This window comes from Microbacterium sp. SCPM-O-B-15248 (M128) (genome assembly GCF_058214835.1).
Genome location: NZ_JBYQLI010000005.1, coordinates 169,488 through 184,998, shown reverse-complemented (window position 1 = coordinate 184,998; position 15,511 = coordinate 169,488). Strand labels below are relative to the sequence as shown.

The 15,511-nt window shown below is 70.4% G+C and carries 14 protein-coding genes; 3 read left to right on the top strand and 11 right to left on the bottom strand.

Annotation, left to right across the window (positions count from 1 at the left end; genetic code table 11):
- Positions 1-8 precede the first annotated feature (8 nt).
- The 8 genes from murD to AC3E6M_RS10690 all read right to left on the bottom strand — a co-directional run bounded on the left by murD (position 9) and on the right by AC3E6M_RS10690 (position 8,744).
- Complete coding sequence (gene murD / locus AC3E6M_RS10725; protein WP_490529865.1) at positions 9-1,550, bottom strand: UDP-N-acetylmuramoyl-L-alanine--D-glutamate ligase; 1,542 nt, start codon at positions 1,548-1,550, stop codon at positions 9-11.
- Positions 1,532-2,638, bottom strand: coding sequence for a phospho-N-acetylmuramoyl-pentapeptide-transferase (gene mraY, locus AC3E6M_RS10720; RefSeq protein ID WP_138174873.1), 1,107 nt, complete (start codon positions 2,636-2,638; stop codon positions 1,532-1,534). The genes murD and mraY overlap by 19 nt, the downstream gene beginning before the upstream one ends.
- Positions 2,635-4,047: a UDP-N-acetylmuramoyl-tripeptide--D-alanyl-D-alanine ligase gene (locus AC3E6M_RS10715; protein ID WP_490529863.1), complete on the bottom strand. Its 1,413-nt coding sequence runs from the start codon at positions 4,045-4,047 to the stop codon at positions 2,635-2,637. Before AC3E6M_RS10715 ends, mraY begins: the two co-directional genes overlap by 4 nt.
- Before the next feature lie 52 nt (positions 4,048-4,099).
- On the bottom strand, positions 4,100-5,893 hold the full coding sequence (locus AC3E6M_RS10710) for a peptidoglycan D,D-transpeptidase FtsI family protein (RefSeq protein ID WP_138174869.1): 1,794 nt from the start codon (positions 5,891-5,893) through the stop codon (positions 4,100-4,102).
- 4 nt (positions 5,894-5,897) lie between these two features.
- Positions 5,898-6,527: a cell division protein FtsL gene (ftsL, locus tag AC3E6M_RS10705; protein ID WP_138174867.1), complete on the bottom strand. Its 630-nt coding sequence runs from the start codon at positions 6,525-6,527 to the stop codon at positions 5,898-5,900.
- Positions 6,524-7,477, bottom strand: a complete 954-nt coding sequence (rsmH, locus tag AC3E6M_RS10700; protein ID WP_490529862.1) for a 16S rRNA (cytosine(1402)-N(4))-methyltransferase RsmH — start codon at positions 7,475-7,477, stop codon at positions 6,524-6,526. The genes ftsL and rsmH overlap by 4 nt, the downstream gene beginning before the upstream one ends.
- A gap of 96 nt (positions 7,478-7,573) precedes the next feature.
- Entirely contained in the window at positions 7,574-8,005 is a 432-nt protein-coding gene (gene mraZ, locus AC3E6M_RS10695; RefSeq protein ID WP_128216332.1) for a division/cell wall cluster transcriptional repressor MraZ, read from the bottom strand.
- A 352-nt stretch (positions 8,006-8,357) separates the two neighbouring features.
- Positions 8,358-8,744 carry an SCO2097 family morphological protein gene (locus AC3E6M_RS10690; RefSeq protein WP_490529861.1) on the bottom strand — a complete coding sequence of 129 codons (387 nt, stop codon included), beginning with the start codon at positions 8,742-8,744 and terminating at the stop codon, positions 8,358-8,360.
- A 64-nt stretch (positions 8,745-8,808) separates the two neighbouring features.
- On the opposite strand from AC3E6M_RS10690, the gene AC3E6M_RS10685 reads away from it, so the two are divergent.
- Positions 8,809-9,900, top strand: coding sequence for a polyprenyl synthetase family protein (locus AC3E6M_RS10685; RefSeq protein WP_490529860.1), 1,092 nt, complete (start codon positions 8,809-8,811; stop codon positions 9,898-9,900).
- 15 nt (positions 9,901-9,915) lie between these two features.
- Here AC3E6M_RS10685 and AC3E6M_RS10680 read toward each other — a convergent pair whose 3' ends face one another.
- Entirely contained in the window at positions 9,916-10,260 is a 345-nt protein-coding gene (locus AC3E6M_RS10680) for an Rv2175c family DNA-binding protein (protein WP_138174859.1), read from the bottom strand.
- A gap of 136 nt (positions 10,261-10,396) precedes the next feature.
- On the opposite strand from AC3E6M_RS10680, the gene AC3E6M_RS10675 reads away from it, so the two are divergent.
- Positions 10,397-11,386, top strand: coding sequence for a LysM peptidoglycan-binding domain-containing protein (locus AC3E6M_RS10675; protein WP_490529859.1), 990 nt, complete (start codon positions 10,397-10,399; stop codon positions 11,384-11,386).
- A 54-nt stretch (positions 11,387-11,440) separates the two neighbouring features.
- Positions 11,441-13,384 carry a Stk1 family PASTA domain-containing Ser/Thr kinase gene (pknB, locus tag AC3E6M_RS10670; RefSeq protein WP_138174855.1) on the top strand — a complete coding sequence of 648 codons (1,944 nt, stop codon included), beginning with the start codon at positions 11,441-11,443 and terminating at the stop codon, positions 13,382-13,384.
- 66 nt (positions 13,385-13,450) lie between these two features.
- On the opposite strand, the gene AC3E6M_RS10665 is transcribed toward pknB, so the two are convergent.
- Both AC3E6M_RS10665 and AC3E6M_RS10660 read right to left on the bottom strand, forming a co-directional pair.
- On the bottom strand, positions 13,451-14,788 hold the full coding sequence (locus AC3E6M_RS10665) for a class II 3-deoxy-7-phosphoheptulonate synthase (protein WP_490529858.1): 1,338 nt from the start codon (positions 14,786-14,788) through the stop codon (positions 13,451-13,453).
- 9 nt (positions 14,789-14,797) lie between these two features.
- Positions 14,798-15,511: a lysophospholipid acyltransferase family protein gene (locus AC3E6M_RS10660; RefSeq protein WP_138174851.1), complete on the bottom strand. Its 714-nt coding sequence runs from the start codon at positions 15,509-15,511 to the stop codon at positions 14,798-14,800.

Here is a 15,511-nt window from a genome sequence, read left to right as displayed (position 1 = left end):
GTGTCCCCCTAGTCCTGCCGTCGAGCCGATCCGTCGTCCTGGCCGGCGATCCACGCCCGCACCGCCTCGGCGAATCTCTCGCCCCGGTCGGAGTAGGAGACGAACTGATCGAACGACGCCGCCGCGGGGGCCAGGAGAACGGTGTCTCCGTCCCGGGCCACGTCGGCCGCCAGTTCGACGACCCGTGCCATGACGTCTTCAGTCTGGGTGTGGTCGACCTCGAAGAGGGGAACCGCGGGGGCGTGTCGCTCGAACGCGGCCACGATGTCGCCACGCTCGGTTCCGATGACGATCGCGGCCCGGGCGGCTGCGCCGCGCGTCCGCACGAGCTCGGCGACGTCGACGCCCTTGAGCAGACCACCCACGACCCACACCGCACCCGGGTAGGCCGCCAGCGACGAGCCCGCGGCGTGCGGATTCGTCGCCTTGGAATCGTCGACCCACGTGATCCCGCGGTGCGCGGCGACGACCTGGATGCGATGGGGGTCGAGGCGGAAGCGATCGAGAGCGTCGTGGATGTCGGCGGGCGCCACGCCGAGCGAGCGCGCCAGCGCGCTGGCCGCCAGGATGTTGGACACCACGTGCGGGGCCGCCAATCCGTGCTCCGCGAGGTCCGAGACCGTCGTGAGCTCGAGCGCCGAGGTCGCGCGCTCCTCGAGGAACGCGCGATCGACGAGGATGCCGTCGACGAGGCCGAGGTCGCTCGGGCCGGGGACGCCCAGATCGAAACCGATGGCGCGGGCGCCCTCGACGACCTCGGCATCCTCGACCATCTCGCGGGTGGCGTCGTCGGCCTTGTTGTAGACGCAGGCCACGCGGGTGCGGGCGTAGACCCCGGCTTTCGCGTCGCGGTAGGCGGCGAAGCTCCCGTGCCACTCGAGGTGGTCGTCGGCGAGGTTCAGGCACACCGCGGCGTGCGGAGAGAGCGCGTCGGGCCCCGCCTGCAGGTTGAGGTACCAGAGCTGGTGGCTGGAGAGCTCGACGACGAGCGCGTCGAACCCGGCCGGGTCGCGCACGGCGTCCAGCACCGGGGTGCCGATGTTGCCGACCGGTGCGGCGCGCAGCCCACCGGCGACGAGCATCTCGGCGGTCAGACGCGTCGTGGTGGTCTTGCCGTTGGTCCCGGTGATGAGGATCCAGTCGGCGGGACGCCCGTCGGGTCGCACGACCTTGTCGCGCACGCGCCAGGCCAGCTCGACGTCTCCCCACAGCGGGATGCCGCTCGCTTGCGCCCACGCGATGAGCGGGTGCGACGGGGGGAAGCCCGGCGAGGCGAGAACGACGTCGGGCGCGAAGTCGCTGAGCACGGCCGGGACGGCGTCGAGCGGGCCGACGTGGAGCGCGGCGCCGATGACCGGCAGCAGCCGGGAGTACTCCTGGTCGGCCTTCTCGGTGACGACGAGCACGTCCGCGCCGAGCTCGGCGAGGGTGTCCGCGGCCGAGAAGCCGGTCACCGAGAGGCCGAGAACGGCGACCCGGAGGTCCTTCCACTCGGCGTGCCAGCTGTGCAGGGATGCCACCCGCTCGGCGCTCATACCCGAGCCAGCCATTCCACGTAGAAGAAGCCCACGCCCGACACGGCGAGCAGGCCCGCGATGATCCACATCCGCACGACGATGGTCACCTCGGGCCAGCCCCGCATCTCGAGGTGATGGTGCAGGGGGCTCATCAGGAACATCCGCTTGCCGCGCGTGATCTTGAAGTACGCCCGCTGCAGGATCACCGAGCCCGACGCGATGACGTAGACGCCGGCGATGAGCACGAGGAGCAGCTCGGTGCGGGTGAGGATCGCGAGGGCGGCGATCACGCCGCCGATCGCCATCGACCCGCAGTCGCCCATGAAGACCTTCGCCTTCGGCGCGTTCCACCACAGGAAGCCCACGAGCGCGCCCACGAACGAGGCGGACACGATCGCGAGGTCGAAGGGGTCGCGGACGGCGTAGCATCCGGCCTGCACCGACGGGTCGAGCACGTCCGCGCACATCTGCTTGTTCTGCCAGAAGGCCATGAGGCTGTACGCCCCGACGACGAAGATCCCCGATCCCGCCGCCAGACCGTCCAGACCGTCGGCGACGTTGACCGAGTTGGATGCCGCGGTGCCGATGAGCGAGATCCAGGCCAGGTAGAGCAGCCACCCGAGGATCGGCCCGAGCGCGAACAGCGACAGCACCTGGATGTCGCGGAAGATCGAGATGTACCCCGACGCCGGCGTCTGGCCGAACGCGTTCGGGAAGTTCAGGGCGACGATCGCGAAGGGCACCGTCACGAGCACCTGACCGGCGATCTTCCGCCAGCCCGACAGGCCGAGGCTGTTCTGGAACCGGACCTTCATGTAGTCGTCGATGAAGCCGACGACACCGAAGCCCAGCATGAGCCACAGGACCAGCAGACCCGACACGGTGGGCGGATTGTTGCCGGCGTAGGCGCCGATGAGGTACCCGATGATCGTTCCGGCGATGAAGATCGTGCCGCCCATGGTGGGCGTGCCGCGCTTGGCCCCGTGCGAGGGGTTGTGCACGTTCTCGGGCGTGCGGATGACCTGTCCCCAACCCCACTTCCGGAACCCCCGGAGGAACACCGGTGTGAGGAACAGGGTGAAGGCGAGCGAGATCCCCGCGGATGTCAGAAGTGATCTCACGCGAACGATTCTCCCAGACGGTCGCCGAGGAACCGCAGCCCGGCGGAGTTGGACGACTTCACCAGCACGCGGTCGCCGTCGCGCAGCTCACCCACGAGGTAGTCGTAGGCGGCGTCGGCATCCGGGAAGAAGACGGCCTCGCCGTCCCACGAGCCCTGGGCGATCGCCTCGAGGTACATGCGGCGTGCCTCCTGCCCCACGACGACGATGCGCTGGATGCGCAGTCGTACCGCGAGGAGCCCGACCCGGTCGTGCTCCTCGTCGGCGTACTCGCCCAGCTCGCTCATCGCCCCGAGCACCGCGACCGTGCGCTCGTCGGGACCGGTGATCTGCGCGAGCGTCCGCAGAGCCGCCGACATCGAGTCGGGGCTGGCGTTGTACGCGTCGTTGATGATCCGCACGCGGTCGGAACCGAGCGGCTGCATGCGCCACCGCTCGGCGATCTCGACGGTCTCCAGGCGCGCGATGGCATCCGCCGCCGTGACGCCGAGCGCCGTGGCCGCGGCGATCGCGGCGAGAGCGTTCATGACGTGGTGCTCGCCGAGAACGCGCAGCGTGAGCGTGTGCTCGTCTCCGTCGACGACGAGGTGGGCGCGCGTACCGGATGCCGCCACCTCGACGTCGACGGCCCGCACGGTCGCGCGGTCACCGCGGCCGAACCAGCGCACGTCGAGGCCGCGCTCGCGGGCGAGGGGCTCCATCGCCGACACGCGCGGGTCGTCGGCGTTGAGGACGGCGAGGCCGCCCTCGCGGGTCGCGCGCACGAGCTCGCTCTTGGCGTGGAAGGTCGACTCGATGCCCCCGAAGCCGCCGGCGTGTGCCATGCCGACCATGAGCACGACCCCGATGTCGGGGGTGACCAGGCCCGCGAGGCGGGCGATCGCCCCCGGCGCACTCGCGCCGAACTCGCTGACGAGGAACCGGGTGTCCTCGGTCACCCGCAGCATCGTGAGCGGCGCGCCGACCTCGTTGTTGAAAGAGGCGCGGGGCGAGACCGTGGCGCCCTCGTCCCGCAGGATGCGCGCGAGGAGGTTCTTCGTCGTCGTCTTGCCGTTGGAGCCCGTGATGCCGACGATCCGCAGATCGCCCGTCGCACGCACGCGCGCGACGACGTCGCGGGCGAGATCGGCGAGAGCGGCGACCACGTCGTCGACGACGATCTGGGTCACGGGGTCGTCGAGCTCGCGCTCGACGAGGGCCAGTGCCGCGCCGCGCTCGATCGCGGCCGGGACGAACAGATGTCCGTCGGTGGTCTCGCCGGGTTTGGCGACGAAGATGCCGCCGGGCTCGATGAGGCGCGAGTCGGTGTCGACGTCACCGTCCACGACGGTGTCGGGGGTGTCGTCGCCGCGCAGGACCAGACGGCCGCCGAGCACGGCGGCGATGTGGGAGAGGCTGGAGGAGATCATTGCTGTGTACGGACGCCCTTTCCGTGTCGGGAGGAGACCGGCATCCGGTGTCTCAGCCGAACTTGGGCAGTTCGGGGGTCGTGGTTCCGGACGGGATCACCCGGTAGTTCTTCAACACCTGGGTGAGGGCCTTCTGGAAGGCGGGAGCCGTGGCCGCAGACGACTTTACCGTTCGCGGTTCATCGAGGTTGACCGCGACGATGTACTGCGGGTCGTCCGCGGGCGCGAAGCCGATCATCGTCGTGAAGTACGCGTCGGGCTTGTACGCGCCCGTGTCGGGGTCGGTCTTCTCACCGGTACCGGTCTTGATCGCGACCCGGTAGCCGGGCACGGCGACCTGCGAGGCGAGCGTGCCCTGGGTCGCAACGTTCTCCAGCATGAGCGAGACCTTCGAGGCGGTGTCGGCCGAGACCACGCGCTGTCCCTCGCCGGAGGGGACATCGGTGACGGTCCCGTCGGCGGCCGTGCAGCTCTCGACGAGAGAGAGCGGCATCCGCACTCCCCCGTTGGCGATCGTCTGGTACGCCCCGACGAGCTGGGGAACGGTCACCGACAGTCCCTGGCCGAAGGTCGTGTTGTAGAACGTCTGATCGTCCCATTTGTCGGCCGGGTGAAGGATGCCGCCGGACTCGCCCGGGAAGCCGATGGCGCTGGGGGTCCCGAGCCCGAACTTCTGCAGGTAGTCGTACCGGGTGTCCCTCGGGATCTTCTCGCCGAACTTGGAGATACCCACGTTCGAGGAGTCGATGAGGACACCGGTGAGCGTGTAGGTGTTCGCCGGGTGCGAGAACGAGTCGGAGACCCGCGCGTCGCCGCCCAGGGTTTCGCGGGAGGACGCGGTGACCGTCGTGTCGGTGGTGAACGATCCGCTGTCCAGGCCGATCGCGGCGGTGAGGGCCTTGAAGGTCGACCCGGGCTCGAAGGGGCTCGAGAAGGCGTTGCTGCCCCGATCGGCGGCGGGCGTGGACGTGGGGTCGTTGGGGTCGACGGTGGGGTACTCCGCCAGCGCGCGCACCTTGCCGGTCTTCGCCTCCACGACGGTGATCGTGCCGCGCAGCGACCCGGTGTTCTGCACCTGCTCGGCGATGAGCTGGCCCATGTACCACTGCAGGTCGCGGTCGATCGTGAGCTTCAGGGTGCCGCCGTCGACCGCGGGTTCGGTCTCGACCTCGGTGCCCGGCAGCACGACGCCGTCACGGCCCTGCTGGTAGACGACCTTGCCGTTCTGTGACGAGAGGCAGTCGTTGTCGGCCAGCTCCAGACCCGCCAGGGCCTGGCCGTCGCTGCCGACGAAGCCGATGAGGTTGCCGCCCACGGCACCGTCCGGGTACACGCGCCCCGCCTGCGGCGGGAAGCTCAAGAAGGGCAGTCCGAGTTCCGCGAGGGCGCGGTACTGCTCGGTCGAGACGTCCTTGGTGATCTGCGCCCACCGCGAGTCGGGGTTCTCCGCGACCGCGTCGGTGACGATCTTCTCGACGGCGGCGGCGTCCTGCCCGGTGATCGCCGCGATCTGCGCGGCGATCTCGGGCCAGGTCCGCGTGGCGTCGACGTCGTCTCCGCTGCGGTCGGCGACGCCCTGGACGGCGAGGTGCGGATCGATCTCGACGTCGTAGCGGTGGACGCTCGAGGCGAGCGTCACCCCGTTCTCGTCGACGATCGCCCCGCGCGAGGCGTACTCGGTGCGGGAGTTCTGCAGGCCCATCGCCAGCGAGTCGTCCACGTGCTCGCGCGCGTTGACGACCTGGATGTCCACCAGGCGGACGACGAAAGCGATCAGGACGATGAGCACGACCGCCAGCGCGATCACGGTGCGACGCCGCGGAGAGCGGGAGAGTGTCGTCGTCATGGGCTTATCGTGTCGCGGGCGTCGGCAGACCGTCGCTGATCGGAGGGGGTGTCGCCGAACCCGTGGCCGGAGTCGTTCCGTCCGTGACGGTGGTGGTCCCGGCGGCGGCGTCGGTTCCCCCCGGGGCGGCCGGCGCGGGCTCGGCGGCCTTCTTCGGGTCGGTGACCAGCGGGACGCCCGAGATCAGGGCGTTGCGCACCGATCCCCGGCCCATGGCATCCACCGACGAGGCCCCCTCGGCGGGCTTCCCGGCACCGATCACGGCGCCGTCGCTCAGGCGCAGGTACGTCGGCGTCTCGTCGATGACCATGCCGAGTGCGGCGGCGTTGGCGGCGAGGTACTGCGGCGAGTTCAAGCCCGCGACCTCGTCGTAGAGGATCTGCTTCTGGTACGTCAGGTCGCGCTGCTGCTGCGTGAGCGAGGCGATCTCGAACGAGCTCTGCGTCGTGAGGATCGACAGGCCCATCTGCACGAGCGCGATCATGACGGCCCCCAGCACCGCGATGACGCCGAACGCGCGGCGCGGCACGCGCCGGCGGGCGGGGGCGTCCACGACGTGCAGGCGCCGCGGCTCGCGCACCGGGACGGGGAACTCCGGCAGGAAGGACGCGTCGATGGGCTGGGGAGCGCTCATGCGTCCTCCTGGATCCTCTCGGCCGCGCGCAGTCGCACGGGGGTGGCTCGCGGGTTCGCCGCGCGTTCGTCGTCGCCGGCGAGTTCGGCCCCGCGCACGAGCAACCGGAACTTCGGCGCGTGCTCGGGAAGCTCGACGGGCAGCCCACGGGGGGCGGTGGATGCCGAGGCCTCGGCGAACACGCGCTTGACGAGGCGGTCCTCGAGCGATTGGTACGACAGCACGACGATGCGGCCGCCGACGCCGAGCACCGACAACGCCGCGGGGATCGCACGTTCGAGGACCGACAGTTCGGCGTTGACCTCGATGCGCAGCGCCTGGAAGACGCGCTTGGCGGGGTGCCGCTCGCGCAGGACGGCCGCGGGCGTCGCCGCTTGCAGCACCTCGACCAGCTGCCCGGAGCGCTCCAGCGGAGCCTGCTGGCGGGCCGCGATGATCGCGCGGGCGTAGCGTCCGGCGAGCTTCTCTTCGCCGTAGCGCTCGAAGATGCGGCGCAGGTCGCCCTCGCCGTAGGTGGCGAGCACCTCGGCGGCGGTGACGCCGGAGGTCTGGTCCATGCGCATGTCGAGCGGAGCGTCCTGGGCGTAGGCGAAGCCGCGGGAGGCCTCGTCGAGCTGGAGCGAGGAGACGCCCAGATCGAACAGGATGCCGTCGACCTTCTGCACGCCGGCCGAGGCCACCGCCGCGGCGATGCCGTCGTAGACCGTGTGCACGAAAGTGGTTCGCCCCTCGAAGCGCGCGAGGCGCTCCCCCGCGATGCGCAGCGCATCGGTGTCGCGGTCGAGTCCGATCAGCCGGGCCGTCGGGAAGCGCTCGAGGAAGGCCTCGGAATGGCCACCCATGCCGAGGGTCGCGTCGACGAAGACCGCGCCCTCGCGCTGGAGGGCGGGGGCGAGCAGCTCGGCGCAGCGCTCGAGGAGAACCGGAGTGTGGATGTCGCGGATGTCCATGATGACGGGGCGAGGTCGCGGGCTCTGATCCCCATCCGCTCGACCTGGCGCCGGGGAAGTGCGTCAGGGCGTGCGGCTGGGAATCACAGCCGGCGATCAGAACAGTCCCGGGATCACCTCCTGCTCCATCTCGGCGTACGTCTCTTCGTTGCTCTCGGCGTAGGTGTTCCAGGCCGTGGCGTCCCAGATCTCGGCGTGGGCGCCGACGCCGGTGACGACCAGCTCGCGGTCCAGTCCCGCGTAGGCGCGCAGCGCCGGGGGGACGGTGATGCGGTTCTGCCCATCGGGCTTCTCGGCGCTGGCCCCGGAGAGGAACATGCGCAAGAAGTCGCGGGCCTGCTTGTTGCTGAGCGGCGCCTCGCGGATCCGCTCGTGAACGCGCTCGAACTCCTCGGTGCTGAACACGTAGAGGCAGCGGTCCTGCCCCCGGGTGATCACCACGCCGGCGCCGAGATCGTCACGGAACTTCGCGGGCAGGATGACGCGCCCTTTGTCGTCGAGCTTGGGAGTGTGCGTGCCGAGCAGCATTCGGGCATCCACCCCCTTCGTCCGGCCTGCGAAGTTTCCCCCACTTTACTCCACCATCCTCCACTTTGCTATCGAAAAACGGGATCTTCTCGACGAGAACCGCAGCGCGGACAGTCCGCCCTCCCTCCGGCGACGGCCGGGACACTCCCGTGTTTTCGGGGCCGCAGCGACCGACCGCGCACGACGGGACCCGCCGGTGGAGGAAAAGGGAGGCGATCGAGATCCGGGGGCACTCCCCCGCGTCTCGGCGCGTCGGATCGACACGGTGAGCGATCACGCGGATTCGGTCAGCGCGCGGGCACAAAAAAACACCGGCTCCGCGGAGCCGGTGTCTTTCGAGAGAGGAGGAGGGTCAGCGCCCGTCGTTGCGGCGATCCCAGCGCTCGTTCATGCGGTCCATGAACGAACCGCCCGATGCTCGGGAACCGCGAGAGGGAGCGGACGGCGGCGCGGTCGCGACGCGAGAGGAATTGCGGGTCGGCGTCACGGCGAACACGACACCGCCCACCATGAGCAGGAATCCGACCACGCCCACGGCGATCCCCACGACGCCGGTGTTGAACCCGATGGACACGCCCGCGATGAGCGCCCCCAGACCGGCGAGCACGAGGATCGAGCCGAGCACGATGTTGCGATAACTGAGCGCGCGATTCGGAGCCGTGACGACGTCGGCGTCGTTACTCATGAGATGGCGCTCCATCTCGTCCAGCAGGCGCTGCTCCTGTTCGGAGAGTGGCATGCATCCCCCTCTATTGCTCAGTGCGATCGATTCTACGCGGGGCGTGGATCACTAGGCTAGGCCCGTGCCGACCTCCCCGGAACCGATCGAGGCTGTTTCCCAGCGACTCGACAACTTCGTGTCTGAACAGATATCGTACGCCTCCGCCCTGGGGTCCGAGGCGGAGAAGATGGCTCGCGCCGGGGCCGCATCGTTGCAGGGCGGAAAACGGCTGCGGGCACGCTTCCTCCTGTCGGGGCGCCGCGCCGTCGACGAGCTCTCGCCCTCCGGTCCGGCCGCTCCCGACGATGCCGCGATCGGGGTCGCCGCGTCCCTCGAGGTGTTCCAGGCCGCGGCTCTCGTGCACGACGACCTGATCGACAACTCCGACACCCGCCGCGGCAACCCCGCCGCCCACCGCGCCCTCGAGGCGGTCCACCTCGCCGCCGGCTGGGCGGGCGACGCCGGAGCCTTCGGGCGGTCGGCGGCCGTGCTCCTGGGAGACCTCCTCGTGGCGTGGAGCGACGATCTGCTCGAGGAGTCGCTCGACGGGCTGCCGACGGCCGGTGCGACGCGGCGGCAGTACGCGCAGATGCGTCGCGACGTCACGATCGGGCAGTTCCTCGACGTCGCCGAGGAGTCCGCCTACGCCGTGCACGACGACGACGCCCACGCCGAGCGAGCCCTCCGCGTGGCCTCGTACAAGTCGGCGCGCTACAGCATCCAGAAGCCGTTGCAGATCGGTGCGGCCCTCGCCGGTGCCGATGAGGCTCAGCTCGACGCCCTGGGGCGGTTCGGGCACGACATCGGCATGGCGTTCCAGCTGCGCGACGACGTCCTGGGCGTCTTCGGCGACAGCGTCGTGACCGGCAAGCCCTCGGGCGACGACCTGCGCGAGGGCAAGCGCACCGTCTTGGTCGCCTACGCCCGTCAGGCCCTGTCCGCGGAACGGCGGTCCGCTCTGGACGCCATGCTCGGAGACAGAACACTGGATGCCGACCGCATCATCGATCTGCAGCAGACCATCGTCGAGACCGGCGCGCTCGCGCGCACCGAGGAGCTCATCACCGACTACGAACGTCGGGCCGAGATCGCGCTCGACGGCGCGCGTCTGGGCGCCGGTGCCGTGGAGGAACTGCGCACCCTCGCTCGTGCCGCCACGCAGCGGACGTCCTGACGGGTCCGCGTCCGCTCAGGCGAGAGTCGCGGCGACGCGACGTACTTCGCTCTTGCGCCCGGCCAGCAGGGCCTCGATCGGAGCGACCCCGATCGTCTCCTCGGGCGTCAGGAGCCAATCGATCGTCTCATCGGGATCGAACCCCGCGTCGTGCAGCACGATGATGGTGCCGCGCAGCGACGGAAGAGGACGACCGTCGACGATGAACACCGCGGGGACCCGCAGCACGCCGTCGCGGCGCGAGCCGACGAGGTAACCGTCGTCGAGCAGGCGACGGACGCGCCCGAGTGTCTCCCCGAGGACATCGACGAGGTCGGGAAGGGTCAGCCAATCGGTCGCGTAGCGGGGCGTCTCGGTCACGATGCCACTATCTCATCCCCCGCGGGCGTCGGCATCCCGACCGCGTCATTCACATCCGTCACACCCACCTCATGCGTTGACATCCGTCCCGTGCCATGCGACCGTGTCGGGCAGTCGGAAGAACGGATCCCCCACCATGCGACGACTCCCCGCCCCTCTCGCGCGCCCTCGCGCCCGAACCGTCTGGCCCGCCGCCGTGGCCGGCACGATCGCCCTCGCCCTCTCGGGTGAGAACGCCGCGCACGCCGCTCCCCCGGCGCCGCCGGTGTTGACGACGACACCGCCCGCCCCGCGCATCCTGAGCACCCCCGTGCTCGCGGTCGCTGCGGCCCCCGCGTCCTACACGGTGCAGCCCGGCGACACCGTCTGGGCCATCGCCCGGGCGCACGGACTCGACACGGCCGCGGTGCTGACGGCGAACGGACTCGACGCCTCCGGCGTCATCCGGCCCGGTCAAGTGCTGACCCTCGTCCCGGCCGCGCCGACGCCGCCCCCGGCCGAGGCGCCCGCACCGGCGACGAGCGACCGCACGCACGAGGTGCGCGTCGGGGACACCGTCTCGGCGATCGCGGCGGCCAACGGCGTCTCCCTCGACGCGGTCCTCGCCGCGAACGGCTTGACCCGCGCCTCGATCATCTACCCCGGCGAGACGTTGCAGATCCCCGCCGCCGGCACGGGCGCCGCCGCACCGGCATCCGTGAGCCCCGCCACGGCTCCCGGACTCGACGCGGAGCAGAGCGAGAACGCCCGGCTGATCATCCGCATCGGTCGCGAACTCGGCGTGTCCGACCGCGGGATCGCGATCGCCCTCGGCACGGCGATGCAAGAGTCCTGGCTCCGCAACCTCGACTGGGGCGACCGGGACTCGCTGGGCCTGTTCCAGCAGCGTCCGAGCTCCGGATGGGGCAGCCCCGACCAGATCATGGACCGCGAACGCTCCACGCGCGTGTTCTACGGCGGCGCGTCCGATCCGAACGGCTCCGCGACCCGCGGCCTGCTCGACATCCCCGGCTGGGAGGGTCTCGGCTACGCCGACGCCGCTCAGGCCGTGCAGATATCGGCGTACCCCGACCGCTACGCGCAGTGGGAGTCTCCGGCATCCGTCTGGATCGCCGTTCTCGGCTGACCCGAAGGTGAGCCGTTCCCGGGGCTCCCAGGGGGCGCTCCGTAGACTCGACACGTGAGCACGAGTCAGCAGGCCGACCCGCTGATCGGCCGTCTCGTCGACGGCCGGTACCGGGTCCGCGCGCGCATCGCGCGCGGCGGCATGGCGACGGTGTACGTCGCCACCGACCTGCGCCTGGAACGCCGGGTCGCTTTGAAGGTCATGCACGGCCACCTCAGCGACGACACCGTGTTCCAGAGCCGCTTCATCCAGGAGGCGCGCTCGGCCGCCCGCCTGTCCGACCCGCACGTGGTCAACGTCTTCGACCAGGGCCAGGACGGCGAGATGGCCTACCTGGTCATGGAGTACCTGCCCGGCATCACGTTGCGCGAACTCCTGCGCGAGCACCGTCGCCTCACGGTCGACCAGACCCTGACGATCATGGATGCCATCCTCTCGGGGCTCGCCGCGGCGCACCGGGCCGGGATCGTGCACCGCGACGTCAAGCCCGAGAACGTGCTCCTCGCCGAGGACGGCCGCATCAAGATCGGCGACTTCGGTCTCGCGCGGGCGACCACCGCCAACACCGCCAGCGGCGCGCAGTTGATGGGCACGATCGCGTACCTCGCGCCCGAACTCGTCACCCGCGGCACCGCGGACGCCCGCAGCGACATCTACTCGCTCGGCATCATGCTGTACGAGATGCTCGTCGGCGAGCAGCCCTACAAGGGCGAGCAGCCGATGCAGATCGCCTATCAGCACGCGACCGACTCGGTGCCGCGCCCCAGCGCCAAGAACCCCGGCGTCCCCGAACAGCTCGACGAGCTCGTGCTGTGGGCCACCGAGCGCGAGCCCGCCGAGCGGCCGCTCGACGCCTCCGCGATGCTCGACCGCGTGCGCGAGGTCGAGAAAGAGCTGGGGCTGGCGCCCCAGGTCGCCCGCGCGGTCTCCGTGGGGGTCACCGCGAGCGCCGCGGACTCCCGCGAGTTGACGAAGATCCTTCCGCAGACCGCCGCGGTCAGCGCCGCCCCGACCGACGACGTCGACAACGCCACGCGCCTGCGCCAGCGCACGCGTCGTCGCACGACGCGCGGCATCTGGCTGTTCGCCCTCGTCCTGATGCTCGCCGCCGGTGCGGCCACCACCGGGTGGTGGTTCGGTTCCGGTCCGGGATCTCTCGTGGCCGTCCCCGACGTCTCGCGCATGAGCTACGCCGACGCCGAAGCCCTCCTGACCGACCGGCAGCTGAGCGCCCAGGCCCAGGAGGTCACCGACCGAGAGATCCCCGCGGGCACGACCGTCGGCTCCGATCCCGATGTCGACGCCCGCCTCGACAAGGGCACCGTGGTGACGGTGTTCGTGTCGATCGGACCGGCCTCGCACGACCTCCCCGAGCTGGCCGGCAAGAGCAGCGACGAAGTCACCGGCATCCTGGGGTCCGTCTTCGTCGGCGTGTCCGGGACGACGCAGGAGTTCACCGACGCCGCGTCCGGCACGGTACTGTCCGCGAGCATCACCCCGCGCGCCGGCGGCGAAGCCGTCGACTGCACCCAGGGCTGCACGGTCCTCGAGGGCGACTCCGCCGCGCTCACGGTCTCGCTCGGACCGATCCCCGACGTCGCCGGCCTCACGGCGGCCCAGGCCGAGCGGGCGTTGAGCGAGGTGCAGCTACAGACCACCAGGTCCGAGGAGTACAGCAACTCGGTGCCCTCCGGCACGGTGATCGGTATCGGCGATCGCGACGGTGGCGGCAACTGGCGCCCCGGTGACACCGTCACCCTCCGCGTGTCCATCGGACCTCGACCGGTGCAGATCCCCGACAACGTCGTGGGGATGTCGATCCGCGACGCCGTCGGCACGCTCGAGGGACTCGGCTTCCAGGTCAACGCCGGCATCGACGACGGCACCCTGCCGCTCGGCTTCAAGTACTGGGACATCTACAAGGTGCGCGCGACGAACCCCAAGGCCGGCACCACGGCGCCCCAGGGCAGCACGATCACCCTGACGCCGACGCTCTAGCCCTCGCGCACGCGCACACGACGATGCCCCCGACCTTTCCGGTCGGGGGCATCTCGGTGTCGGGCGTCAGCGGTTCTCGAGTTCCTCGGCGACGAGGAACGCCAGCTCCAGGCTCTGACGGTGGTTCAGGCGCGGGTCGCACAGGCTCTCGTACCGCGTCGCGAGGGTGGCCTCGTCGATCATCTCGGATCCGCCGAGGCACTCGGTCACGTCGTCGCCGGTCAGTTCGACGTGGATGCCACCGGGGTGCGTCCCCACCTGGCGGTGCGCGTCGAAGAACCCGCGCACCTCGTCGACGACGTCGTCGAAGCGGCGCGTCTTGTAGCCGGTCGGTGTCGTGATGCCGTTGCCGTGCATCGGGTCGGTGACCCACAGCGGCGTGGCGCCCGCATCGCGGACGGCCTCGAGCAGCGGCGGCAGGGCGTCGCGGATCTTGCCGGCACCCATGCGCGTGATGAACGTCAGACGACCCGGCTCGCGCTCGGGGTCGAGCTTGTCGATGAGGGCCAGCGCCGCCTCGGGCGTCGTGCTCGGGCCGAGCTTCACACCGATGGGGTTGCGGATCTTCGAGAAGTAGTCGACGTGCGCGCCGTCGAGCTCGCGCGTGCGCTCACCGATCCACTGGAAGTGCGACGAGGTGTTGTAGGGCAGGCCCGTGCGCGAGTCGATGCGGGTCATGGGGCGCTCGTAGTCCATGAGGAGTCCCTCGTGGCCCGTGTAGAACTCGACGCGCGTGAGCTCGTCGAAGTTGGCGCCCGCGGCCTCCATGAACTTGATCGCACGGTCGATCTCGGCCGCCATGCGCTCGTACGCCTGGTTGGCGGGGTTGCTCGCGAAACCCTTGTTCCAGCTGTGCACCTCGCGCAGGTCGGCGAACCCGCCCTGCGTGAAAGCGCGGATGAGGTTCAGCGTCGAGGCGGCGGTGTGGTAGCCCTTGAGCAGACGCGCGGGGTCGGCCTTGCGGGACTCCTCGGTGAAGTCGTAGCCGTTGACGATGTCGCCGCGGTACGCCGGCAGCGTCACGTCGCCCCGGGTCTCGGTGTCGCTCGAGCGAGGCTTGGCGAATTGACCCGCCATACGCCCCATCTTCACCACCGGCATCGACGCCCCGTAGGTGAGCACGACCGCCATCTGCAGGACGGTCTTGATGCGGTTGCGGATCTGCTCGGCTGTCGCGCCCGCGAAGGTCTCGGCGCAGTCGCCGCCCTGCAGGAGAAACGCCTGACCGGCCGCGGCACGGGCCAGACGGTCACGGAGGTTGTCGACCTCGCCGGCGAAGACGAGCGGCGGAAGGGTGGCCAGTTCGGCGGATGCCGCGGCCACCGCGGCCTCGTCATACCACTGGGGCTGCTGCTTGATGGGCAGGGTCCGCCAGTGGTCGAGGTCGTGGAGCTGCTGATTCACCCCTGAAGTCTAGTGGCGCGCCGACGGCGCCTTCGCCGCCTGGGCGCTGGCCAGGCGGTCCTTCACGGTGGACGCGTACACGTCCTCGTACCGCTGCTCGCCGAGCCGCTGCAGGGCGACCATGATCTCATCGGTGACGGAGCGCAGAATGTAGCGGTCGCTCTCCATCCCCTCGAAGCGGGAGAAGTCCAGCGGCTCGCCGATGACGATGCCGACGCGACCGACGCGCGGCAGTCGCTGGCCGATCGGCATGACGGCGCCGGTGTCGACCATCACCACCGGGATCACGGGTACCCGCGCCTCGAGAGCCATGCGGGCGATTCCCGTGCGGCCGCGGTACAACGTCCCGTCGGGGCTGCGCGTGCCCTCGGGGTAGATGCCGAGGAGTTCCCCGCGCCCGAGGACGCCTAGACCCGTGTTGAGCGAGGCCTCGGATGCCTTGCCGCCGGACCGGTCGATGGGGAGCTGCCCGGTCGCGGTGAAGAACAACCGCGTCGCCCAGCCCTTGAGCCCGCGACCGGTGAAGTAGTCGCTCTTGGCCAGGAACGCCATCCGGCGGTCGATCATCAGCGGGAGGAAGATCGAGTCGGAGAACGACAGGTGGTTGCTGGCGAGGATCGCCGCCCCCTCCCGCGGGATGTTGCGCCGACCCACGATCCACGGTCGGAACACGGCCTTGATGACCGGCCCGATGACCACGTACTTCATGAGCCAGTAGAACAT

Bases quoted from the DNA above. Each gene is read 5' to 3' on its own strand.
- murD (WP_490529865.1), bottom strand. From the start codon at position 1,550: ATGGCTGGCTCGGGTATGAGCGCCGAGCGGGTGGCATCCCTGCACAGC.
- AC3E6M_RS10715 (WP_490529863.1), bottom strand. From the start codon at position 4,047: ATGATCTCCTCCAGCCTCTCCCACATCGCCGCCGTGCTCGGCGGCCGT.
- AC3E6M_RS10710 (WP_138174869.1), bottom strand. From the start codon at position 5,893: ATGACGACGACACTCTCCCGCTCTCCGCGGCGTCGCACCGTGATCGCG.
- ftsL (WP_138174867.1), bottom strand. From the start codon at position 6,527: ATGAGCGCTCCCCAGCCCATCGACGCGTCCTTCCTGCCGGAGTTCCCC.
- rsmH (WP_490529862.1), bottom strand. From the start codon at position 7,477: ATGGACATCCGCGACATCCACACTCCGGTTCTCCTCGAGCGCTGCGCC.
- mraZ (WP_128216332.1), bottom strand. From the start codon at position 8,005: ATGCTGCTCGGCACGCACACTCCCAAGCTCGACGACAAAGGGCGCGTC.
- AC3E6M_RS10690 (WP_490529861.1), bottom strand. From the start codon at position 8,744: ATGCCACTCTCCGAACAGGAGCAGCGCCTGCTGGACGAGATGGAGCGC.
- AC3E6M_RS10675 (WP_490529859.1), top strand. From the start codon at position 10,397: ATGCGACGACTCCCCGCCCCTCTCGCGCGCCCTCGCGCCCGAACCGTC.
- AC3E6M_RS10660 (WP_138174851.1), bottom strand. From the start codon at position 15,511: ATGTTCTACTGGCTCATGAAGTACGTGGTCATCGGGCCGGTCATCAAG.